Below are 22,735 nucleotides of genomic sequence, written 5' to 3'. Positions count from 1 at the left end.
GGTCAGTCACTCCCCGCGCTAGCGTCGGCGAGGGCGCTCGCGCCACCGACGATCTCGCTGATTTCCTGGGTGATATCGGCCTGTCGGGCCGCATTGGACAGCCGCGTCAGCGACTTGATGAGGTCTTCCGCGTTGTCGGTCGCCGACTTCATCGCCCGGCGCCGGGCCGCGTGCTCGGAAGCGGCGGCCTGCAGCAGCGCGTTGTAGATACGGCTCTCGACGTACCGCGGCAGCAGCGCGTCCAGCACGCCCTCGGCCGACGGTTCGAACTCGTACAGCGGCAGGATGCCGGACTTGCCGGTCTGCTCCGCCAGCGCCGCCGCCCGCTCGTCCTCGTCCAGCGACAGCGGCAGCAGCCGCCGGGCGACCGGCACCTGCGTCATCATCGAGACGAACTCGGTGAAGACGATGTGCAGTTCGTCCACGCCGCCCTCGGCGGTCTCCAGCTCGACCGCCTCGATGAGCGGCGCCGCGACCTCCTTGGCGTCGCCGTACTTCGGGCTGTCGCTGAAGCCGGTCCAGGAGCCCTTGACCTCGCGCTCGCGGAAGCTGTAGTACGCCACCGCCTTGCGGCCGACGAGGTAGGAGTCGACCTCCTTGCCCTCCGAGCGCAGCTGCTCGGCGAGCTTCTCGGCGGCCTTGATCGCGTTGGAGGAGTACCCGCCGGCCAGACCGCGGTCGCTCGTGACGAGCAGGACCGCGGCCCGGGTCGGGTGCTCCGCCTCGGTGGTCAGGGCGTGCTTGGTGTTGGAGCCGGTCGCCACCGCCGTCACCGCGCGGGTCAGCTCGTCCGCGTACGGCGAGGAGGCCGCCACCTGGCGCTGCGCCTTGACGATGCGCGAGGCGGCGATCATCTCCATCGCCTTGGTGATCTTCTTGGTGGCGGTGACGGACTTGATCCGGCGCTTGTAGACGCGAATCTGTGCGCCCATGATCAGCCCTCGACCAGCAGCGCGCCGGAGGACGTCTCGAACTGCTTCTTGAACGCGGCCACCGCGTCGGTGAGCACCTCGACGGTCTCGTCCGGCAGCTTGCCGGTCTCGACGATCGCGGTGAGCAGCGACTTGTGCTCGCGGTGCAGGTAGTCCAGCAGCTCACGCTCGAAGCGGCGTACGTCCTCGACCGGTACGTCGTCCAGCTTGCCGGTGGTGCCGGCCCAGATGGAGACGACCTGGTCCTCGATCGCGTACGGCGCGTACTGGCCCTGCTTGAGCAGCTCGACCATCCGCTGGCCACGCTCCAGCTGCGCCTTGGAGGCCGCGTCCAGGTCGGAACCGAAGGCGGCGAACGCCTCCAGCTCACGGAACTGGGCGAGGTCCACGCGGAGCCGGCCGGAGACGCCCTTCATGGCCTTGATCTGCGCCGAGCCACCGACCCGGGAGACCGAGATACCGACGTTCAGCGCGGGGCGCTGACCGGCGTTGAAGAGGTCCGACTCCAGGAAGCACTGGCCGTCGGTGATGGAGATGACGTTGGTCGGGATGAACGCCGACACGTCGTTCGCCTTGGTCTCCACGATCGGCAGACCGGTCATGGAACCGGCGCCCAGGTCGTCGGAGAGCTTGGCGCAGCGCTCCAGCAGGCGGGAGTGCAGGTAGAAGACGTCACCGGGGTACGCCTCGCGGCCCGGCGGGCGGCGCAGCAGCAGCGACACGGCGCGGTAGGCGTCGGCCTGCTTGCTCAGGTCGTCGAAGACGATCAGGACGTGCTTGCCCTGGTACATCCAGTGCTGGCCGATGGCCGAGCCGGTGTACGGCGCCAGGTACTTGAAGCCGGCCGGGTCGGACGCCGGGGCGGCGACGATGGTGGTGTACTCCAGCGCGCCGGCCTCCTCCAGCGCGGCGCGCACGCCGGCGATGGTGGAGCCCTTCTGGCCGATGGCGACGTAGATGCAGCGGACCTGCTTCTTCGGGTCGCCGGAGCGCCAGTTGTCACGCTGGTTGATGATCGTGTCGATCGCCAGCGCGGACTTGCCGGTCTGCCGGTCACCGATGATCAGCTGGCGCTGGCCGCGGCCGATCGGGGTCATCGCGTCGACGGCCTTGAGGCCGGTCTGCATCGGCTCGTGCACCGACTTGCGCTGCATGACCGTGGGGGCCTGCAGCTCAAGGGCGCGGCGGCCGTCGGTCTCGATCTCGCCGAGGCCGTCGATCGGGCTCCCCAGCGGGTCGACGACCCGGCCCAGGTAGCCCTCGCCGACGGCGACCGAGAGCACCTCGCCGGTGCGGTGCACCGGCTGGCCCTCCTCGATGCCGTTGAACTCGCCGAGGACGATCGCACCGATCTCGCGCTCCTCGAGGTTGAGGGCGAGACCGAGGGTGCCGTCCTCGAAGCGCAGCAGTTCGTTCGCCATGGCCGAGGGAAGTCCCTCGACGCGTGCGATGCCGTCTCCGGCAACGCTGACCGTGCCGACCTCCTCGCGCGAGGCGGCGTCCGGCTGGTACGACTGGACAAACGTCTCCAGCGCGTCCCGGATCTCCTCCGGCCGGATCGTGAGCTCCGCCATCTGGGTTCCCTGCTCTCCTTGTTGGGCCCGAAGTTTCTGGGGGGTCTGGGGGGTTCCCCCAGAGGACATGTCGGCCCAACTCGGGCCGCTTTCCTGCTTGTTGAGTTGGTGGCTGTCAGCCGGCCATCCGCCGTGACGCCTCTTCGAGGCGGTCGGCGATGGCGCCGTTGATGACCTCGTCGCCGATGCGTACCCGCACCCCGCCGAGGACCGCGGGGTCCACGTCCAGGTTCAGGTGCACCTGTCGTCCGTAGATCCTGGCCAGCGCGTCGGCCAGTCGCTGCTTCTGCTGATCACTCAGCGGAGTCGCCGAGGTCACTTCCGCGACCACCCGGCTGCGGCGGGCCGCGGCGAGCTTGGACAGGGATTCGATCCCGCTCTCCAGGCTACGTCCTCGCGGCGCGGTGACCAGTCTCGTCACCAGCCGTTCGGTGACCGGATTGGCGCGGCCGCCGAGCAGCGAGTGCAGCAGTCCGGCCTTGGCCTCGCCGTTGGCCACCTGGTTCGCCAGCGCGGAGCGCAGTTCGCTGCTGCCGGAGAGGATCCGGCCGAAGCGGAAGAGCTCGTCCTCCACGTCGTCCAGCGCGCCGCGGCGCTGGGCGACGATCAGGTCGGCGGTGTTCGCCAGTTCCTCGATCGCGTCCACCAGATCGCGCGGCTGCGACCAGCGGGACCTGACCATGCCGGACAGCAGGTCCAGGGTCGCGCCGCCGACCTGGCCGGTGAAGAGCTGCCGGACCAGCGCCGCCTTGGCCTCGCCGGACTTCGCCGGGTCGCTGAGCGCCCGGCGCAGGGTGCCCTCGCCGTGCAGCAGCGCGGTGACCGCGGCCAGCTCCTCGGCGAGACCGGCCGCGTCGACCGACGTGCTGTCGGTCAGCGCGTCCAGCTGCTCACGCGCTGCGCTCAGCGCCTCGCGGCTCGCTCCGTTCACCGGGCCGCCTCGGCCGAGGGCGCCGTCGCGTCGAGCCCGTCGAGGAAGCGGTCGATGGTGCGGCTCTGCCGGGCGGTGTCCTCCAGGGACTCACCCACGAGCTTGCCGGCCAGTTCGGTGGCGAGCTTGCCGACGTCCTGCCGCAGCGCGGCGGCCGCGGCCTTGCGGTCGGCCTCGATCTGCGCATGGCCGGCGGCGACGATCTCCTCGCGCTGACGCTGGCCCTCGGCCCGCATCTCGGCGATGAGTGCCGCACCCTGCTCCTGCGCCTCCTGGCGCAGCCGCGCGGCCTCGTGCCGGGCCTCGGCGAGCTGGCTGCGGTACTGCTCAAGGGTCTGCTGCGCCTCGGCCTGGCTGGCCTCCGCCTTCTCCATGCCGCCTTCGATGGCCTCCCGGCGCTCTTCCAGAACCCTGTTGATGTTCGGGAGGAGCTTCTTGGCGAGGAAGAAGAAGACGATGGCGAAGGCGAGCAGGCCGATGATGAGCTCGGGGATCGGCGGGACGAGCGGGTTCTCCGCGTCGTCTGCCGCCAGCTGTACCAAGGAGATCACATCAGTGCCTTCCGTCTATGTGTGCCGGTCGGTTCCGGTCGCCAGCCGCGATCAGGAGGTCGGGTAGACGAACGGCATGACCAGACCGATCAGCGCGAGCGCCTCACAGAAGGCGAAGCCGAGGATCTGGTTGGCGCGGATCAGGCCGGCCGCTTCGGGCTGGCGGGCGAGGGCCTGGGTGCCGTTGCCGAAGATGATGCCGATGCCGACGCCGGGGCCGATGGCGGCCAGGCCGTAGCCGATCGAGCCGAGGTTGCCCTTGATTTCGACGGCGGCGAGCGTCGCGTGCGCGAGAGCGGACATGCCGGGTTCTTCCTTCTCTTTCACGGACCGGTGGGGGTTGGCCACCGGACATCTGTCGGGGTCGTGGAGGGGGGAGCTCAGTGGTTCTCGGCGAGCGCGCCCTGGATGTAGCTGGAGGCCAGGAGCACGAACACGTACGCCTGAACGGCCTGGATGAACAGCTCGAAGGCGGTCATCACGATGGTCATGATGAAGGACACACCCGCGTACGCGATGCCGATGCCGTTGAGCAGGTACCAGCTCGCGATGGTGAAGAGCAGCAGCAGGGTGTGGCCCGCGAACATGTTGGCGAAGAGCCGGACGGCGTGCGTGAACGGCCGTACCAGCACGTTCGAGAAGAACTCGATCGGCACCGAGAGGAACAGCACCCAGCCGAGCGACTTGTCGTAGCCGGTGATGTTCTTCCAGCCGCCCACGAAGCCGTGCTTCTTGAACGTCAGGTACATCCACGTGATGTAGACGATCCCGGCGAGTGCGGCCGGGAAGGAGATGATCGCGGTCACCGGGAACTGCGCGACCGGGATGATCGACCAGAGGTTCAGCAGCCAGACCATGAAGAACAGCGAGACCATCAGCGGGACGTACTTCTCGCCGACCTTCTTGCCCAGCGTCTCGTAGACGATCCCGCGGCGGACGAAGTCGTAGCCCGCCTCACCGACCATCTGCAGCTTGCCGGGGACGACCTTCGCCTTGTTGAAGGCGGCCCAGAAGAAGCCGACGATCACGACGGTGCTGAGCAGCGCCAGCAGCATCGGCTTGGTGAAGTCGAAGCTGCCGATCGAGAAGATCGGGTCGAAGACGAACGAGTGCAGGCCGGGGGCCGGGAAGCCGCACCCGTCGAAGATGTGGCAGTTCGTCTCGAAGGCGAGAACCTGGTCAGCACTCACCGAGAGCTCCTTCAGCGTGGCGCATGGGTACGGCAACCTCGATGTGTCGGCGCGGCGCTGAGCCGCGGAACGGCACTGGACTGGTGGTACGGATGTGGGGGCGGCGGGTCGGCGCTGAACCGAGCGGCGAGGTGTACCTGGTCGCCGCTCGCGGCAGCTCGGCCGCAGTTGAGTCGGGACGATAGCAAATGAGCGGAGCGCTCTTTACACCGGCCCTACCCCCACCGTCAGGGAGGAAGCGCCTGACGGGAGTCACGACGGGGTCCCCGCCGACTTGGGCTCGACGTAGAGGATCTTCGTCTTCATGTACGTCCTGGCCTGCGCGGCGATCCAGATGAGCGCGGCGGCCAGCAGCGAGAAGGCGAAGGCCCGGGTGTTGAAGAGTGAGGTGTGCCTGAACACGGCGAGCACGATCGCGAGCAGCAGGATCTGCACCGTGTAGAGCACCAGGCCCATCATCTGGAACAGCGACGGGTACGACTTCGCGGTGCGTTGCAGCACCACCATCCCGATCGCCATGAAGGCGATCACGACCAACGTGCCGGCGGCGGCGCCGATCGCTCCCTTGCCGCCGGCCACCGCACCGCTGATCACGGTGGCGATGGCACCGGCCGCGGCAGTGGGGACGGTGCAGTTAAGGAGGGTTCGGACGTCGTTGGACTGCATGGGGGCAGCTCCTCCGGCGGGAGTTGGGGATTTCGGGTGTCGTCGGAGACGAGCGTAGTCGGGGCCGAGGACGTGCCTCGTGCCGGAAGACCGTCGCACTATGGTCTTTCGGCTGTTCCGTGGGTTTCGTGAACGGTATCACAAAGTATTTGATCCGGTCTTTACCATGGAGATGTGCTGCCCGTCACACGCACGAGTTACGGCCCGAGCCCGCAATGCCGTGCCCTTTTACAGCAGTTGCCCGGAATGAGCGAATTGCCGGAATTTCCATCGAGGGTCTTTGCCCGAATTGTGCGACCCGTCGATCGCCGGCTTCTCAGCGGCTGCTCTGCGGCTTCTCACCGGCTTCTCGTCACGCCCGGACACGGTCGGTGCCCGGGTCGGTGCACACCGAAATTGATCAGTGCCTGCTGTCCACCGGACGCCGCCGGTCGGGCAGCCGGGAGCGGTCGCCGATCGCGGTCGACCCGTTGAGGGCCGGCCGTTCACCGGGCTCGGCCTCCCGCATCTCCTGCTCGGCCGCGGCCGCGGCGGCGGCCAGCCGGCGCTTGCGCCGCCGGTAGCGCGGCGGGACCACCGACTCCGCCCACTGCGGGGTCTGCGGCCGGAACCGCGGCAGCAGCAGGACCACCAGACCGACCGCGCTCAGCGCGACGATCACCAGCACGATCCACAGGCTGGAGGAGTTCACCGAGAACGCCACCGCGGAGAAGGCGAACAGCGCCGACCAGAAGTACATGATCAGCACCGCCCGGCTGTGCGAGTGCCCGATCTCCAGCAGCCGGTGGTGCAGGTGGCCGCGGTCCGCGGCGAACGGCGACTGGCCCTTCCAGGTCCTGCGGACCACCGCGAGCACCAGGTCGATCGCCGGAATGGCGATCATGGTCAGCGGCAGCAGCAGCGGCATGTAGACCGGCACCATGAAGTGCACGGTCTGCCGGGTCGACCCGGTGAAGTCGGTGATCGCGTCCGGGTCCACCTGCCCGGTGATGGAGATCGCACCCGAGGCGAGCACCAGGCCGATCAGCATCGAGCCCGAGTCGCCCATGAAGATCCGCGCCGGATGGATGTTGTGCGGGAGGAAGCCCAGGCACATCCCGATCAGGATCGCGCTGAAGAGCGTCGCGGGCGCGGCCGCCTCGACGCCGTAGCCGTACCACATGCGGTACGCGTACATGAAGAACGCGATGGCGGCGATGCAGACCACACCGGCCGCCAGGCCGTCCAGGCCGTCCACGAAGTTCACCGCGTTGATGGTGATCACGACCAGCGCCACGGTGAGCAGGGTGGACTGCACCGGGGTGAGGGCGACCGTGCCGATACCGGGCAGCGGCAGCCACAGGATGGCCAGGCCCTGCCAGACCATCACACCGGCCGCGATCATCTGCACGCCGAGCTTGATCAGCGCGTCCACGCCCCACTTGTCGTCCAGGACGCCCAGCAGCCAGATCAGCGCGGCACCGGAGAGCAGCGCCCGCGGCTCGTTGGAGAGGGTGAACACATCCCCGATATTGCTCAGATGAGCGGCGACCAGCAGCCCGGCGCACAGGCCGCCGAACATCGCGATGCCGCCGAGCCGCGGAGTGGGTTCGCGGTGCACATCACGTGCCCGGATCTCCGGCATGGCGCCCGCGGCGATGGCGAACTTCCGCACCGGGCCGGTCAGCAGGTACGTGACGGCGGCGGAGACGCACAGGGTCAGCAGATATTCGCGCACGGGCAGCCTCCGACGTAATCGGGGGCGCAACCGGGTTGCGCACGCGTCCGGGGGGTCCTCACAGCGTCACACCCTAGTGGTGGCCGGGCCGGGACGGCCAACACCTGTTGAGACTCACAGGGAACCGGAACGGTTGCACCGGCCCGGCGCGGGGTACAGACGGTGGCCGCGATTCTCCGGCGCTCCTCCCCCGATGAGCCCGGAGGCGGGCCGGGGCCGGCCCGGGAGCGGCCCGGGAAGGCCCCTGGACGGCCGCTCAGACGGCCGCGGGCGCCGGGATGCCGGTCAGTGCCGTCACCATCGGATCGAGCGCGGTGTGGATCTCCTCACCGATGCTGCGGAAGTACGAGACCGGGGCGCCGTACGGATCGTGCACCTCGTCGGCGTCCGGGCTGGGCGCCAGCAGCCAGCCGCGCAGCGCCGCGGCCGCCCGGACCAGCGCGCGGGCCCGCTCGGTGACCGTGCCGTCGGGCAGCGTGGCCTGGTCTATCGCCCGCACCAGCCGGGTGAACTCCTTGAGCGTGAAGGTGCGAAGGCCCGCCGCGTGGCCCATCGAGATCACCTGGGCGCGGTGGTCGCGGGTCGCGGTGAGCACCAGGTCGGCGTCGATCACATGGTCGTCGAGGAGCTCCCGGCCGGTGAAGCCGGCCGGGTCGGCGCCGAACTCGGTGAGCACCGCGGCGGCGTGCGCCTCCATCGGCGCCCCCTCGTGGCCCCAGGTGCCGGCCGACTCGACCAGGATGCCCGTGGCGGCGTCGCCGAGCCGCCGGGACAGCCCGTGCCGCATCAGCCGCTCGGCGATCGGCGAGCGGCACACATTGCCGGTGCAGACGTGGAGCACCCGGAAGACATCACCGCCCTGCCCGGCGCTGACGTACCCGGGCACGTACCCGGTGACCTGCCCGGGCACGTACCCGGTGACCTGCCCGGGCACGAGCCCGGGAAGCTGCTGCCCGGGAACGGTGAAACCCCGTATGCCACGCCCCTCGGGCGTCAACTGCGCTCCTGCAAGTCGGGTACGACCTTGCGCAGCTCCTCTGCGCTGATCGCCCCGGCCCGCAGCAGCACCGGCACCTTGCCGGTCACGTCCACGATGGAGGAAGGCACCGCGGCGGGGGTGGGGCCGCCGTCCAGGTAGACCGCCACCGAGTCGCCGAGCATGCCCTGGGCGGCGTCGCAGTCCTGCGGGGAGGGTTCGCCGGTCAGGTTGGCGCTGGAGACGGCCATCGGGCCGGTCTCCATGAGCAGTTCGATGGCGACCGGGTGCAGCGGCATCCGGATCGCGACGGTGCCGCGGGTGTCGCCGAGGTCCCAGCGCAGCGACGGCTGGTGCTTGGTGACCAGGGTCAGCGCGCCCGGCCAGAAGGCGTCCACCAGCTCCCACGCCTGCTCGGAGAAGTCGGTGACGATGCCGTGCAGCGTGTTCGGGGAGCCGACCAGCACCGGTGAGGGCATGTTGCGGCCGCGGCCCTTGGCCTCCAGCAGGTCGCCGACCGCCTCGGAGTCGAAGGCGTCCGCGCCGATCCCGTAGACGGTGTCGGTGGGCAGCACGACCAGATCGCCGCGCTTGACCGCCGAGGTGGCCTCCCGCAGACCCGTGACCCGCTCGGTCGCGTCGGAGCAGTCGTATCGCCGTGCCATTAGCTGACCTCCAAAGACATGGTTACGGCCGCGCCTTCCGAGCCGTCGTGAACCGCGGGCGGTTGTTGAGATCGGGGTGGTCGGCCGCGTCCGCCCAGCCCGCGTCCTCCTTGAAGATCCAGGGGACTTGACCGCCCTGGGAGTCGGCGTGCTCGATGACGACGACGCCACCGGGCCGCAGCAGCCGCTGGGCGGTGCGTTCGATGCCGCGAATGGTGTCGAGCCCGTCCTCGCCGGAGAACAGGGCGAGTTCGGGGTCGTGGTCGCGGGCTTCTGGCGCCACGTACTCCCACTCGGTGAGCGGGATGTAGGGCGGGTTCGAAATGACCAGGTCCACTTGGCCGTTGAGGTCGGGGAAGGCGTCCAGCGCGTTCCCCTGGCGCAGGTCGACCTTGCTGCCCGCGACGTTCTTCCGGGCCCATTCCAGGGCCTGTTCCGACAGCTCCACGGCGTGCACCCGGGAGCGCGGCACCTCCTGGGCCAGGGCGAGCGCGATGGCGCCCGAGCCAGTGCACAGATCGACGATGAGCGGCTCGGCGACATCCATCGCCCGGACCGCGTCTATGGCCCAGCCGACCACCGACTCGGTCTCCGGCCGGGGCACGAACACCCCCGGGCCGACGTGGAGTTCGAGGTAGCGGAAGAAGGCGCGGCCGGTGATGTGCTGCAGCGGTTCGCGGGCCTCGCGGCGCGCGACGGCCTCCCAGTAGCGCGCGTCGAACTCGGAGTCGGCCACGCTGTGCAGCTCACCGCGCTTGACGCCGTGGACGTACGCGGCCAGCTCCTCGGCGTCGAAGCGCGGCGACGGCACGCCCGCGTCGGCGAGTCGCTGGGCGGCCTGCGCCACCTCGGCGAGCAGCAGGTTCACTGTCGCTTCCCCCCTCAGCTGCTGCCGTCGCCGGCCGCGGCCAGCTTGGCGGCCGAGTCGGCGTCCACACAGGCCTGGATCATCGCGTCGAGGTCCCCGTCGAGTACCTGGTCCAAGTTGTACGCCTTGAAGCCCACCCGGTGGTCCGAGATGCGGTTCTCCGGGAAGTTGTAGGTGCGGATCCGCTCCGAGCGGTCCACCGTACGGACCTGGCTGCGGCGGGCGTCGGACGCCTCCCGCTCGGCCTCCTCCTGGGCGGCGGCCAGCAGCCGGGAGCGCAGGATGCGCATCGCCGACTCCTTGTTCTGCAGCTGGCTCTTCTCGTTCTGGCAGGAGACGACCAGGCCGGACGGCAGGTGGGTGATGCGGACCGCGGAGTCGGTGGTGTTGACCGACTGACCGCCGGGCCCGGAGGACCGGTAGACGTCGATCCGCAGGTCGTTGGGGCCGATCTCGACCTCGACGTCCTCCGCCTCCGGGGTGACCAGCACGCCGGCCGCGGAGGTGTGGATACGGCCCTGGGACTCGGTCGCGGGCACCCGCTGCACCCGGTGCACGCCGCCCTCGTACTTCAGCCGCGCCCAGACGCCCTGGCCCGGCTCGTGGCTCGCCCTGGCCTTCACCGCGACCTGGACGTCCTTGTAGCCGCCGAGGTCGGAGGCGTTGGCGTCGAGGATCTCGGTCTTCCAGCCGACCCGCTCGGCGTACCGCAGATACATCCGCAGCAGGTCGCCGGCGAAGAGCGCGGACTCCTCGCCGCCCTCACCCGCCTTGACCTCCAGGATGACGTCCTTGTCGTCGTTGGGGTCGCGGGGGACCAGCAGCAGCCGCAGCCGCTCGGTCAGCTCCTCGCGCTCCTTCTCCAGCTCCTTCACCTCGGCGGCGAAGTCCGGGTCGTCCTGGCCGAGTTCGCGGGCGGTGTCGATGTCGTCGCCGAGCTGCCGCCAGGAGCGGTAGCTGGACACGATCGGCGTGAGTTCCGCGTAACGCTTGTTGAGCTTGCGGGCGTTGGCCTGGTCCGCGTGGACCGAGGGGTCGGCAAGCTGCTTTTCGAGGTCGGCGTGTTCGCCGATGAGTTCCTCGACGGCCTCGAACATCATGGAGTCCCTGCTAGGAAGGGGGGCGAGAGAAGTAGGGGTGCGGACGACAAAGCGCCGGTCCGGTCACCCTGGGGCGGGCGACCGCAGACCGGCGCTTTCGGGTCGCTACTTCTTGGCGGACCCGGCGGCCGCCTTGCCCTTGCCGAAGCGGGCCTCGAAGCGGGCCACCCGGCCACCGGTGTCGAGGATCTTCTGCTTGCCCGTGTAGAACGGGTGGCACTCGGAGCACACATCGGCGCGGATCTGGCCGCTGGGCTCGGTGCTGCGGGTGGTGAACGAGGCGCCACAGGTACAGGTGACCTGGGTCTCGTAGTACTCGGGGTGGATGCCGCTCTTCAAAGGATGCTCCTAGGTTCGGGAGGGCGCCGGGTCGCATCCGCGGGTTGCGGGTACGTGAACCGGGGCCAGCGGTCCAGTCTGCCAGGACAGGCCGCATCTCCCCAAACCGGGGGGCACCGGGATTCATTCCCCGGCGCCCCGCCGGCCGTCCTAGTCCCCGCCGACCACCGTGCCGGCGTTGACGTCGTCGGCCGCGGAACCCTTGGTGGCGGCGGGCGGGATGGGCTTGTCGGCCTTGAGCGCGGCCCACACCATGTCCGCCTGCTTCCCGATCGGCTCGACCCGGTTGGGGTCGCTGGGCGCGAACCGTACCGGCAGCGTCACCATGTGCACATCGCCGGATTTCAGGTGCTGCACGCTCTGCGCCAGGCCCATCAGCTTGCTGACCGAGCCGAGGCCGGTGTCGGTGGTGACCGCCTTGGTGGCGGTGTCGGCGACCGAGAAGAGCTTGGTGGGGCTGGTCAGCAGGCCGAGGCCGCTGATCCGGTTCATCAGCGCCTTCATGAATGCCTGCTGGAGCTGGATACGGCCCAGGTCGCTGCCGTCCGCGACGCCGTGCCGGGTGCGGACCAGGCCGAGCGCCTGCTCGCCGCTGAGCGTGTGGGTGCCGGCCGCCAGCCGCAGGTGGCTCTTCGGGTCGTTGATCGCCTGGGTGGTGGTCAGCGGGACGCCGTCCAGCGCGTTGATCATGTTCTTGAAGCCGGTGAAGTCGACCTCGATGTAGTGGTCCATCCGCAGCCCGGTGAGCCGCTCCACCGTCTTGACCGCGCAGACCGGGCCGCCGACCGCGTAGGCGGTGTTGAACATCACCGACCGGGCGGCCGGCTCGGCCCTGCCGTCGGAGTTCTCGCAGGACGGGCGGGTGACCAGGGTGTCGCGCGGGATGCTGACCACGCTGGCGGTCTTGCGGCCCTTGTTGAGGTGCACGATCATCGCGGTGTCCGAGCGGGCGGTGCCGCTGTTGTGGCCGTACACGGAGTTGGCGCCGGAGCGCGAGTCGGAGCCGAGCACCAGGATGTCCGTCGAGCCGTTGGCGAGCCGCGCCGGCCGGTCGCGGCCCAGCGCCGAGTCGATGTCGACGCTGTGGATGTTGCCGTTCAGCCGGTAGTAGAGATAGCCGGCGCCGCCGCCCGCGACCAGCACCAGTCCCGCGACGGACCAGGCCACCACGTGCAGGACCCTGCGGCGGCGCCTGCGCCCCGCCGAGGCCCCCAGGGGGCTGGACCCGCCCGGCACCTGCTGATCGTCCGCCATGGCGGCACCTCTGCTCTCTGTCAGCTCTCCTGCCTGGTTCTGCTACCCCCCGAGAATGGGTTCATTGTCCGATTTGTCAGATGTTTCATGGTCCCCCCGGGCTGCGGCTTCCACCATCCGGGGGACGCACGAAGGCGCCCGCTGCTCCCTCACCAGGGGACAAGCGGGCGCCTTCGGGGTACTGCGGGCCGCCGCGTATCGCTACGCTCGGTGACCGGCCGGATCAGTCGTTGTTCTGGCCCGGCGTGGTCTTGGCGATCTGCATCAGGAACTCAGCGTTCGACTTGGTCTGCTTCATCTTGTCCAGCAGCAGCTCGATCGCCTGCTGCGAGTCGAGCGCGTGCAGCACCCGGCGCAGCTTCCAGACGATCGCCAGCTCGTCGCGGTCCAGCAGGATCTCTTCCTTGCGGGTGCCGGACGGGTCGACGTCCACCGCAGGGAAGATCCGCTTGTCGGCGAGCTTCCGGTCGAGCTTGAGCTCCATGTTGCCGGTGCCCTTGAACTCCTCGAAGATCACCTCGTCCATCCGCGAGCCGGTCTCGACCAGCGCGGTGGCCAGGATGGTCAGCGAGCCGCCGTCCTCGATGTTGCGCGCCGCGCCGAAGAACCGCTTCGGCGGGTACAGCGCGGTCGAGTCGACACCACCGGACAGGATCCGGCCGGAGGCCGGCGCCGCCAGGTTGTAGGCACGGCCCAGACGGGTGATGGAGTCGAGCAGCACCACCACGTCGTGGCCCAGCTCCACCAGCCGCTTGGCCCGCTCGATGGCGAGTTCCGCGACGGTGGTGTGGTCCTCGGCGGGCCGGTCGAAGGTCGAGGAGATGACCTCGCCCTTCACCGAGCGCTGCATGTCGGTGACCTCTTCCGGACGCTCGTCCACCAGGACGACCATCAGGTGGCACTCGGGGTTGTTCGTGGTGATCGCGTTGGCGACCGCCTGCATGATCATGGTCTTACCGGTCTTCGGCGGGGCCACGATCAGACCGCGCTGGCCCTTGCCGATCGGCGACACCAGGTCGATGATCCGGGTGGTCAGCACGCCGGGGTCGGTCTCCAGCCGGAGCCGGTCCTGCGGGTACAGCGGGGTGAGCTTGTTGAACTCGGGCCGGCCGCGCCCGGAGTCGGCACCCATGCCGTTCGCCGAGTCCAGCCGCACCAGCGCGTTGAACTTCTCGCGCCGCTCGCCGTCCTTGGGCTGCCGTACGGCGCCGGTGACGTGGTCGCCCTTGCGCAGCCCGTTCTTGCGGACCTGCGCCAGCGAGACGTACACGTCGTTGGGACCCGGCAGGTAGCCCGAGGTCCTGATGAACGCGTAATTGTCGAGGATGTCGAGGATGCCGGCCACCGGGATCAGCACATCGTCGTCGGCGACCTGCGGCTCGCCGCCACCGCCGAACTCGTCGCGGCGGTTGCCGCGTCCCCGGCGGTCGCGGTAACGGCCCCGGCGCCGGCCGCGGCCGTCACCGAACTCGTCGTCGTCCTGCGGGCCGCCGCCCTGCTGCTGGCTCTGGCCGCCCTGCTGCCCCTGGCCGCCGCCCTGCTGCTGGCCCCCGCCGCCCTGCTGGCCGCGGTCACGGTCGCCGCGGTTCTGGCGGTTGCCGCCGTCGCCGCCGTCCTCGCCGCGGTTGCGCTGCCGGTCCCGCTGCCGCTCGCGGCGGTCACCGCGCTGGCCACGCTGCCGGTCCTGGCGGTCGTCGCCGGACCCGCCGCCCTGCTGCCTGTTGTCGCCGCCCTTGGCGTCGCGGCCCTCGGCCGTGTCGACCGCGGCCTCCGCGGCCCGGTCACCGCCGCGGTCCGTGCCGCGCTCGGCCGTACGGTCGGCGCGCTCGGTCCTGGCCGCGGTCGCGACGGGCGCGGCGGCCGCGGTCGACACGGCCGTCTCACCGGCCGGCTGACCGGGAATCTCGATCTGCTTCGGCTCCGCCGGCGCGTTGTCCACGGCGGGCTGGGCGTCGGCCTGCTCAAGGCGCGCCCGCGAGGTGGCGCGGCGCTTCGGCTTCTCGGCCACGGCGTTGTCGGCAGCCGCCTGCGGGGCGCCGGCGCCGCCGCCCGCCTGCCGTTCCTTGATGGTCTCGATCAGCTGGCTCTTGCGCATCCGCGCGGTGCCCTTGATCCCAAGGCCCGAGGCGAGCTGCTGCAGTTCGGCCAGGACCATGGCGTCAAGACCGGTACCTGACCGGCGCCGCCGTGAGGCGCCGGCGGTGGCAGCACCGTTAGCAGGCGCGGCGGCATCGGACGCGGCGACAGTGTTGTCTGCGCGCACGCCCATCAGATCGGTGGTGTCGCTCACGAAGGGTCCTTCCCTGGAGCGGACGTCGGCCTGTCTGGCTCGGCGACCGGTCGTGCTGTCCGGATCTGGCGGGCGTTTCCGCTGTTCAGAGCCGGGGCGGTGGTCTGCCTGATGCGGCAGAAATACAAGAACGTGCTTCGGTACGAAGAGAGCTGCGAAGGAGACTTCGTACCGACATCCGGAGCGTGCTCGACACTGCGCGGGCGGGGTGTCCGAATTCCCCGGTCAGGCTGCCTGTGCGGTGTGGGAGGCTCCCGGAAGAAGTGTCGTCCCATGGCGTTTTCCAGGACGGCGACACAGCGCATCGCGCCCATCGGGCGGCGAATGCTGGCTTGAGGTTAACACTACCGGATCCAACAGATATTCCCCCTCTCTACGGCCGGCAATCGTGTTCACTGCCCCCCTGCGAGCGGCAGCACACTGGCCCCGGCGGCGTCGAGCGCCAGGCGGTTGGCCGCCCAGCCCTCGCCCGCGAACCGGGCGACCTTGTCGGCGGCTTCCTCGTCGGTCAGCGCCAGTACGGTCGGTCCCGCGCCCGACACGACAGCGGGGACGCCTTCCGCGCGCAGCCGGTTGACCAGCGCCAGGCTCTCGGGCATGGCGGGCGCCCGGTACTCCTGGTGCAGCCGGTCCTCGGTGGCGGGCAGCAGCAGCTCGGGACGCCTGGTGAGCGCCTCCACCAGGAGTGCGGCCCGGCCCGCGTTGGCCGCGGCGTCCACATGGGGGACGGTACGCGGCAGCAGCCCGCGGGCGGTCTCGGTGAGCAGTGGTGTGGCGGGTACGAAGACCACCGGAACCAACGACGCCGCGGGGTCCATCCGGACCGCACGGGCGGCGCCGCCGTCGGTCCAGGCGAGGGTGAATCCGCCGAGCAGACACGCCGCGACGTTGTCCGGGTGGCCCTCGATCTCGGTGGCCAGTTCCAGCAGCGCGGTGTCGTCGAGCACGGCGGGCCCGCCTATGGTCACCGCGCGGGCGGCGATGATGCCCGCGCAGATCGCGGCGGAGGAGGAGCCCAGGCCCCGGCCGTGCGGAATGCGATTGGCGCACACCACTTCCAGGCCGCGGGGCTGACCGCCGAGCAGGTCGAACGCGGTCCGCAGCGACCGTACGACCAGGTGTTTCTCGTCCCGCGGCAGGGTCTCGGCGCCTTCGCCGGCGATGTCGACGTGCAGGCCGGCGTCGGCGACGCGCACCACCACGTCGTCGTACAGCCCCAACGCCAGGCCGAAGGCGTCGAACCCGGGGCCCAGATTGGCGCTGGTCGCGGGGACGCGCACTCGTACGGCGGCTGCGCGGAACGCGGGACCGGCCATCGTTCGACGAATCTCCTTGTGCGGTACGCCCTCCGGGCACGGCTCCATTGCCGGGCGGCTGGGCGGGGGTGGCGATGCGCGGGGCATCCGCCGGAATCCGGGCACGCTGCGGTGCCGCTGAGGCCAGCCTATCGAAGGAAGGTTCTTCCGCGACATAGGGCGCACGCACAGCGCAGGATGCGTGTCGCTCCGCGGCTGTGCGCCCCGCCTCCGGCGGCGCCCGCTTCCCGGCCCGGTGCCCCGGGCCGCCGGGGGGCTGATGTTTCAGCCCGCCCGGCGACCGGGGCGAGGGGCAGATGGGTGGGTGCGTGCGCGGGAAATCAGGCGAGGCCGAGGTGGTCGGCGGCGGCGTCGGCGTCGACCGGGACGGTGACCGGCCGCGGGGCCCCCGCCACCGCCCAGTCCGGGTCCTTGAGCCCGTTGCCGGTGACCGTGCAGACGATGCGCTGCCCCGGGTCCACCATGCCCTCGTCCGCCGCCTTCAGCAGTCCCGCGACGGAGGCCGCCGACGCGGGCTCCACGAAGACCCCTTCCTTCGCGGCCAGCAGCCGGTAGGCGGCCAGGATCTGACGGTCCGTCACCGCTTCGATCAGCCCGCCGGACTCGTCCCGCGCGGCGACCGCGTACTGCCAGGACGCCGGGTTGCCGATCCGGATCGCGGTGGCGATCGTCTGCGGCTGCCGGACCGGGGCACCGTTGACGATCGGCGCCGAGCCGGCCGCCTGGAAGCCCCACATCCGCGGCGTGCGGGTGGACATCCCGTCGGCCGCGTACTCGCGGTAGCCCTTCCAGTACGCCGTGATGTTACCCGCGTTGCCCACCGGGAGCAGGTGCAGGTCGGGGGCGTCCCCGAGCGCGTCGACGATCTCGAAGGCGGCTGTCTTCTGCCCCTCGATGCGGACCGGGTTCACCGAATTGACCAGCGCCACCGGGTACTTCTCGCTCAGCGCGCGCGCCAGCTCCAGGCAGTCGTCGAAGTTGCCGTCGACCTGGAGGATGCGGCTGCCGTGGACGAGCGCCTGCCCCATCTTGCCGAGCGCGATCTTCCCCTGTGGCACCAGCACCGCGCACACCATGCCGGCCCGTACCGCGTACGCCGCCGCCGACGCCGAGGTGTTGCCGGTGGACGCGCAGATGACGGCCTGGGCGCCGTCCTCCTTGGCCTTGGAGATGGCCATGGTCATTCCGCGGTCCTTGAAGGACCCGGTCGGGTTGGCCCCCTCGACCTTCAGATAGACGTCACAGCCGGTCCGCTCGGAGAGCAGCTGGGCCGGGACCAGCGGGGTGCCACCCTCCAGCAGCGTCACCACGGGCGTCTGCGAGGAGACCGGCAGCCGGTCGCGGTACTCCTCGATGATGCCGCGCCACTGGTGGGTGCCGGACATTCGGGGCTGGTCGATGGTTCCGTTGTTGCTTGCGCTCATAGCGGGTCCTACTCCCCTTCCACACGCATGATGCTGGCCACACCGCGTACGGTGTCGAGTTTCCGCAGGCTGGACACCGTCGCCGAGAGCGCGGCGTCCGGCGCCCGGTGGGTGACGACGACGAGTGACGCCTCGCCGCCCTCCCGCCGTACGCCGCCGGCCTGCTCGGAGGCGGCTTCGTCGCCGCTGCCCTGGTTCCTGCTCTGCTGCCGCACCGTGTCGATCGACACATCGTGCTCGGCGAACACCGTCGCGACCTGCGCCAGGACGCCCGGTTTGTCCGCCACATCGAGGCTGATGTGGTAACGGGTGACCACATCCCCCATGGGGCTGACCGGCAGTTGCGTGTACGCGGACTCACCGGCACCGGTGGTCGCCGCCAGCTTGTTGCGGCAAGCGGCCACCAGGTCGCCGAGAACGGCGGAGGCGGTGGGTGCACCGCCGGCGCCGGGACCGTAGAACATCAGCCGCCCGGCCGCCTCCGCCTCGACGAAGACGGCGTTGTACGCCTCACGGACCGAGGCGAGCGGGTGGCTGAGCGGGATCATCGCGGGGTGCACCCGGGCGGTGACCGAGCGGCCGTCGGCGGCGCGCTCGCAGATCGCGAGCAGCTTCACCGTGCAGCCCATCTGCCGCGCCGAGGCGATGTCGGCGGCGGTGACCTCGGTGATGCCCTCGCGGTGCACGTCCTCGATGGTGACCCGGGTGTGGAAGGCGATCCCGGCCAGGATCGCGGCCTTCGCGGCGGCGTCGAAGCCCTCCACGTCGGCGGTCGGGTCGGCCTCGGCGTATCCCAGCGCGGTGGCCTCGTCCAGCGCCTCGCTGTAGCCGGCGCCGGTGGACTCCATCTTGTCGAGGATGAAGTTGGTGGTGCCGTTGACGATACCGAGCACCCGGTTGACCTTGTCGCCGGCCAGCGATTCGCGCAGCGGCCTGATCAGCGGGATCGCTCCCGCGACGGCGGCCTCGTAGTAGAGGTCCACGCCGTGCTCGACGGCCTTGGCGTGCAGTCCTGCCCCGTCGGCGGCGAGCAGCGCCTTGTTGGCCGAGACCACCGAGGCGCCGTGCTCGAAGGCGGTGGTGATCAGCGTACGGACCGGCTCGATGCCGCCGATCACCTCGACGACGACATCGAGGTCGCCCCGTTTGACCAGCGCGGTGGCGTCGGTGGTGAGCAGTTCGGCGGGGACGCCCTCGCGCACCCGGTTGGGCCGGCGGACCGCGATCCCGGCGAGCTCGATGGGCGCGCCGATCCGGGCGGCGAGGTCGTCGGCCTGCGTCGTCATGATGCGCGTGACCTCGGAGCCGACCACACCGCAGCCCAGGAGCGCCACCTTCAGCGGACGCGTACGCATCATCCGACCTCGTCTCTCGTACAGGCTTCTCGTGCAGGCACCGTGTGCGGCTCGTTCGGGGCGTCCAGCGGGGCCTGTCCCGAACCAGTCTCACGCACCGGACGGGAGAAGCCACGCGCTGTCCGGATTGCGAGACCGCCGGGCGGACGGTGAATTTTCGCGCCGACCGGACGATCTTGCGTGTTTTCGCCCTGCGCCGGGGCCCGGGGCGACAGATCCTCCGCCGCCCCGGGCGGGGGCGGTCCCGCCGGCCGGGGCGGGCGGATGTTGACGCCGGGGGTGGGGGGCGGTCCCGCTGGGGCCGGGGCCCAAGGCCCGAGGGCGCCCCGGGCCGCGGCGCCGGTTCCGCCAGTACGGGCTGGGGGCCGAGGGCCGAGGCAAGCCGGTGCTCGCCAGGGGGGCCGGCACAGTTCGGGCCCAGGCCGGAACGAGGCCGGGCCGGAGGCCGGGGGCCGGGGTGGCCGCCAGGGCCGCGCCGGCCCACCCGCCGGGGTGGCCGCAGGGGGCGCGGCGGCTCCGGCTCCGTGACCGGTCGGCACCCCGCAGGGGTCAGCCGACGTCGAGCCGCAGCAGGTCCTCCTCCGTCTCGCGGCGCACGATCACCCGGGCCGTACCGTCGGCGACCGCGACCACCGGCGGGCGCAGCGCGTGGTTGTAGTTGCTGGCCATCGCCCGGCAGTACGCCCCGGTGGCCGGCACCGCGAGGAGGTCGCCCGGCGCCAGGTCGGCCGGCAGGAACGCGTCCTTCACCACGATGTCGCCGCTCTCGCAGTGCTTGCCGACCACCCGGCTGAGCATCGGCTCCGCGTCGCTCTTCCGCGAGACCAGCGCCACGCTGTACTCGGCGTCGTAGAGCGCGGTCCTGATGTTGTCGGACATGCCGCCGTCCACGCTGACGTAGGTCCGCAGCCCCTCCAGCGGCTTGACGGTGCCGACCTCGTAGAGGGTGAACGCGGTCGGCCCGACGATCGCCCGCCCCGGCTCGACCGACAGCCGCGGCGGGGTCAGCCGGGCCGCCTCGCACTCCCGGGCCACGATCTCGCCGAGCGCCTTGGCGATCTCGTGCGGCTCACGCGGGTCGTCGTCCGGCGTGTACGCGATGCCGAGGCCGCCGCCGAGGTCGATCTCCGGCAGCTCCACGCCGTGCTCGTCCCGTACCGCGGCGAGCAGCGACACCACCCGGCGGGCAGCCACCTCGAAGCCGGCCATGTCGAAGATCTGCGAGCCGATGTGGCTGTGGACGCCGACGAGTTCGAGGGAGTCCCGCAGATTCAGCACCCGGCGCACCGCCTCCGCGGCCTGGCCGTCGGCGAGCGCGAGACCGAACTTCTGGTCCTCGTGCGCGGTCGCGATGAACTCGTGGGTGTGCGCCTCGACGCCGACGGTGACCCGGATCTGCACCCGCTGCCGCTTGCCCTGCTTCTTGGCCTCCGCGGCGACCCGGGCGATCTCCTGGAAGGAGTCGAGCACGATGCGGCCGACGTCCGCCGACACGGCCCGCTCGATCTCCGCGTAACTCTTGTTGTTGCCGTGCAGCGCGATGCGGTCGGCGGGCATGCCGGCGTCGAGCGCGACAGCGAGTTCCGTGCCGGAGCAGACGTCGAGGTTCAGCCCCTCCTCGTACAGCCACTTCACGACGGCCCGGGAGAGGAACGCCTTGCCCGCGTAGAAGACGTCGGCCTCGTGCCCGAAGGCGGCCCGCCAGGCGCGGCAGCGGGCGCGGAAGTCGGCTTCGTCGAGGAAGAAGGCGGGGGTGCCGTACTCGGCGGCGAGGTCGCGGACATCGAGCCCGGCGACTTCGGCGGCACCGTCGTCGTTACGGGTGACGGTGCGGGACCAGACGCGGGGGTCGAGGAGGTTGAGGTCGGCCGGCGGGGCGGCGTAGTGCCCTTCGGGCAGGACGTCGGCGTGGCGGGGACCTGCGGGGTGTGCGGAGCGGCTCACGGGCTGGGCGCTTTCTTTCGTTCGGGGGCGGGGCACGGGTCGGGGTGGTCGGGCATAAGCGGGTGGTCATGCCGGCTCACATGTGGTCGGGCGCGCTGATGCCGAGCAGTCGCAGGCCGCCGGCGAGCACGACACCCGTCGCGTCGGCGAGACGGATCCGGGCGGCGTGGGCGGCCGAGGGTTTCTCGTCGCCTTTCGGCAGCGGCGGGCACTCGTCATGGAAGCGGAAGAAGGCGTCGGCGAGGCGTTCCAGGTGGCGGGCGAGCCGGTCCGGCCCGCGGCGGCGGGCGGCCGTCTCGATCACGCGGGGGTAGTCCGCGATCAGCCCGAGCAGCTCGGTCTCGGCGGGGTGGGGGTGGTAGGGCGGGGCGTCAGCGGTCGGGGCGTCGGGGCCTTCCGGCTCCTCGATGCGTACGCCCAGGTCACGGGCGTTCCCCACCAGGGCGTGGGCGCGGGCGCGGGCGTACCGGATCCGGAAGAGCGGGTTGCTCTCGCGCTGGTCCAGGAGGTCCGGGGTGAGGCGGGGGACGTCTTCGACGGGGGGCCGGAGGAGGGCCCACCGGGTGGCGTCGGGGCCGAGGGGGGTGGTGAGGGGGGTGGGGGGGCCGGCGGGGGGGTGCGGGGGCCCGGGGGGCGGGGCGAGGACGTTGCCGCCGGGGTCTTGGGAAGCGGGGGCGGGGGCCTGGCCGCCGAGGGACTCCGCCCGGGTCGCCGCCGACGAGACCTGGCCGCCGAGCGACTCCGTCCAGGACCCGGCGGACGAGACCTGGCCGCCGAGGGACTCCGTATGGGACCCCGCGACCGGCTCCCGGACGTGGACGAGCTCCGGGGGTGGGCCGCCGGGGCCGGGTCCCCGGCCGTCGACGAATTCCGCGCCCGGCGCAGAGACCGGCTCCTGGACGTGGAGGATTTCCGGGGCTTCCCCGGGGCCGGCCGGCCGGGCGCCGGCAACCGCGAAGAGCCGGTTGACGACGTCCGCGACGACCGGGCCACGGAGGGCCAACGGGTCGGGAGCGGCCACCGTGACCGCGACCTCGGCGAGCCCCTCCCCGTACCCGTACCGCGATCGCTGCTCCCGGACCTGGCGTACGACGTCGCCGTAGGCCCGGGCGCTGAGCGTGATGTTGAGGAAGCCGGGCCCGGCGATCTCCACCTGGGCGATGCCCGGCTCCTTCTGGAGGCGGCGGGCCAGGATCTCCGCGACCGCGTGCGGCGGCTGCCCGGCCGCCCGGGCGATCTGGAGGGCCACGTTGGTGGCGTAATCCCCGCAACCGGGCCGGGGCGGTCGCTGGACGACCACCTTCTCGGGCACCACCACGCGCAGCTCCTCAGCCGCGACAGCACGGCGGACCGTACTGAGCACGGCGCGGGACAGCTCGGCGGGAGTCACGAACCAAAGCGTAGGCGAGGGCGGGGGCAGGTTGGCGAGGGGGTTTTCTTCCACCGGGGCCGCCTGACGGCCGCGCCCGCGGCACGGGAGGTGGGCCCAGGCGGGCCCGGCGCCGAGGATGAGGCGAAGGCCACGCCCGAGGCCCGGGTCACGTAGGGGCGCGGCGGGCCCGGCGTCGGGACTGAACTGAGGCGCCGCCCCACCGGTTGCCAGGCACACGGAACGCGTCGCCGGGCTCAGCGCGGAGCCACGT

20 protein-coding genes are annotated in these 22,735 nt (G+C 71.2%); all 20 read right to left on the bottom strand.

What is annotated here, in order from left to right; genetic code table 11:
• Positions 1-2 precede the first annotated feature (2 nt).
• Positions 3-932 carry a F0F1 ATP synthase subunit gamma gene (locus OG552_RS25365; protein WP_329136669.1) on the bottom strand — a complete coding sequence of 310 codons (930 nt, stop codon included), beginning with the start codon at positions 930-932 and terminating at the stop codon, positions 3-5.
• Between the two features lie 2 nt (positions 933-934).
• Entirely contained in the window at positions 935-2,506 is a 1,572-nt protein-coding gene (gene atpA, locus OG552_RS25360) for a F0F1 ATP synthase subunit alpha (protein WP_329136667.1), read from the bottom strand.
• A gap of 115 nt (positions 2,507-2,621) precedes the next feature.
• Complete coding sequence (locus OG552_RS25355) at positions 2,622-3,437, bottom strand: F0F1 ATP synthase subunit delta (protein ID WP_329136665.1); 816 nt, start codon at positions 3,435-3,437, stop codon at positions 2,622-2,624.
• Positions 3,434-3,988, bottom strand: coding sequence for a F0F1 ATP synthase subunit B (locus tag OG552_RS25350; protein WP_329136663.1), 555 nt, complete (start codon positions 3,986-3,988; stop codon positions 3,434-3,436). The genes OG552_RS25355 and OG552_RS25350 overlap by 4 nt, the downstream gene beginning before the upstream one ends.
• A gap of 51 nt (positions 3,989-4,039) precedes the next feature.
• The gene (atpE, locus tag OG552_RS25345) at positions 4,040-4,291 is read right to left on the bottom strand and encodes an ATP synthase F0 subunit C (RefSeq protein WP_329136661.1); all 252 of its coding nucleotides are present in this window, start codon (positions 4,289-4,291) and stop codon (positions 4,040-4,042) included.
• 77 nt (positions 4,292-4,368) lie between these two features.
• On the bottom strand, positions 4,369-5,178 hold the full coding sequence (gene atpB / locus OG552_RS25340) for a F0F1 ATP synthase subunit A (RefSeq protein WP_329136660.1): 810 nt from the start codon (positions 5,176-5,178) through the stop codon (positions 4,369-4,371).
• A gap of 252 nt (positions 5,179-5,430) precedes the next feature.
• A complete protein-coding gene (locus OG552_RS25335; RefSeq protein ID WP_329136658.1) occupies positions 5,431-5,844 on the bottom strand; it encodes a hypothetical protein in 414 nt (137 codons plus the stop codon).
• Positions 5,845-6,244: 400 nt separating this feature from the next.
• On the bottom strand, positions 6,245-7,561 hold the full coding sequence (locus OG552_RS25330) for an MraY family glycosyltransferase (protein ID WP_329136656.1): 1,317 nt from the start codon (positions 7,559-7,561) through the stop codon (positions 6,245-6,247).
• A gap of 256 nt (positions 7,562-7,817) precedes the next feature.
• Positions 7,818-8,447 carry an arsenate reductase/protein-tyrosine-phosphatase family protein gene (locus OG552_RS25325; protein WP_329141115.1) on the bottom strand — a complete coding sequence of 210 codons (630 nt, stop codon included), beginning with the start codon at positions 8,445-8,447 and terminating at the stop codon, positions 7,818-7,820.
• A gap of 107 nt (positions 8,448-8,554) precedes the next feature.
• Positions 8,555-9,202 (bottom strand): L-threonylcarbamoyladenylate synthase, encoded by a 648-nt coding sequence (locus OG552_RS25320; protein ID WP_329136654.1) that lies wholly within the window; start codon positions 9,200-9,202, stop codon positions 8,555-8,557.
• A 22-nt stretch (positions 9,203-9,224) separates the two neighbouring features.
• Complete coding sequence (gene prmC / locus OG552_RS25315; protein WP_329136652.1) at positions 9,225-10,070, bottom strand: peptide chain release factor N(5)-glutamine methyltransferase; 846 nt, start codon at positions 10,068-10,070, stop codon at positions 9,225-9,227.
• Positions 10,071-10,084: 14 nt separating this feature from the next.
• Complete coding sequence (prfA, locus tag OG552_RS25310; RefSeq protein ID WP_329141112.1) at positions 10,085-11,167, bottom strand: peptide chain release factor 1; 1,083 nt, start codon at positions 11,165-11,167, stop codon at positions 10,085-10,087.
• Between the two features lie 108 nt (positions 11,168-11,275).
• Positions 11,276-11,509, bottom strand: a complete 234-nt coding sequence (gene rpmE, locus OG552_RS25305) for a 50S ribosomal protein L31 (RefSeq protein ID WP_329136650.1) — start codon at positions 11,507-11,509, stop codon at positions 11,276-11,278.
• Between the two features lie 150 nt (positions 11,510-11,659).
• Entirely contained in the window at positions 11,660-12,763 is a 1,104-nt protein-coding gene (locus OG552_RS25300; protein ID WP_329136647.1) for an LCP family protein, read from the bottom strand.
• 223 nt (positions 12,764-12,986) lie between these two features.
• Positions 12,987-15,053: a transcription termination factor Rho gene (gene rho, locus OG552_RS25295; protein WP_329136645.1), complete on the bottom strand. Its 2,067-nt coding sequence runs from the start codon at positions 15,051-15,053 to the stop codon at positions 12,987-12,989.
• 392 nt (positions 15,054-15,445) lie between these two features.
• Positions 15,446-16,369, bottom strand: a complete 924-nt coding sequence (thrB, locus tag OG552_RS25290) for a homoserine kinase (RefSeq protein WP_329136644.1) — start codon at positions 16,367-16,369, stop codon at positions 15,446-15,448.
• A gap of 320 nt (positions 16,370-16,689) precedes the next feature.
• Complete coding sequence (gene thrC / locus OG552_RS25285) at positions 16,690-17,754, bottom strand: threonine synthase (protein WP_329141110.1); 1,065 nt, start codon at positions 17,752-17,754, stop codon at positions 16,690-16,692.
• A gap of 47 nt (positions 17,755-17,801) precedes the next feature.
• Positions 17,802-19,151, bottom strand: coding sequence for a homoserine dehydrogenase (locus tag OG552_RS25280; protein ID WP_329136641.1), 1,350 nt, complete (start codon positions 19,149-19,151; stop codon positions 17,802-17,804).
• Positions 19,152-19,697: 546 nt separating this feature from the next.
• Complete coding sequence (gene lysA / locus OG552_RS25275; protein WP_329136639.1) at positions 19,698-21,092, bottom strand: diaminopimelate decarboxylase; 1,395 nt, start codon at positions 21,090-21,092, stop codon at positions 19,698-19,700.
• A 76-nt stretch (positions 21,093-21,168) separates the two neighbouring features.
• Positions 21,169-22,482 carry an ArgS-related anticodon-binding protein NrtL gene (gene nrtL, locus OG552_RS25270; protein WP_329136637.1) on the bottom strand — a complete coding sequence of 438 codons (1,314 nt, stop codon included), beginning with the start codon at positions 22,480-22,482 and terminating at the stop codon, positions 21,169-21,171.
• Between the last annotated feature and the right edge of the window lie 253 nt (positions 22,483-22,735).

This window comes from Streptomyces sp. NBC_01476 (genome assembly GCF_036227265.1).
Taxonomy (GTDB): domain Bacteria; phylum Actinomycetota; class Actinomycetes; order Streptomycetales; family Streptomycetaceae; genus Actinacidiphila.
This window is presented reverse-complemented; position numbering and strand designations above follow the sequence as displayed.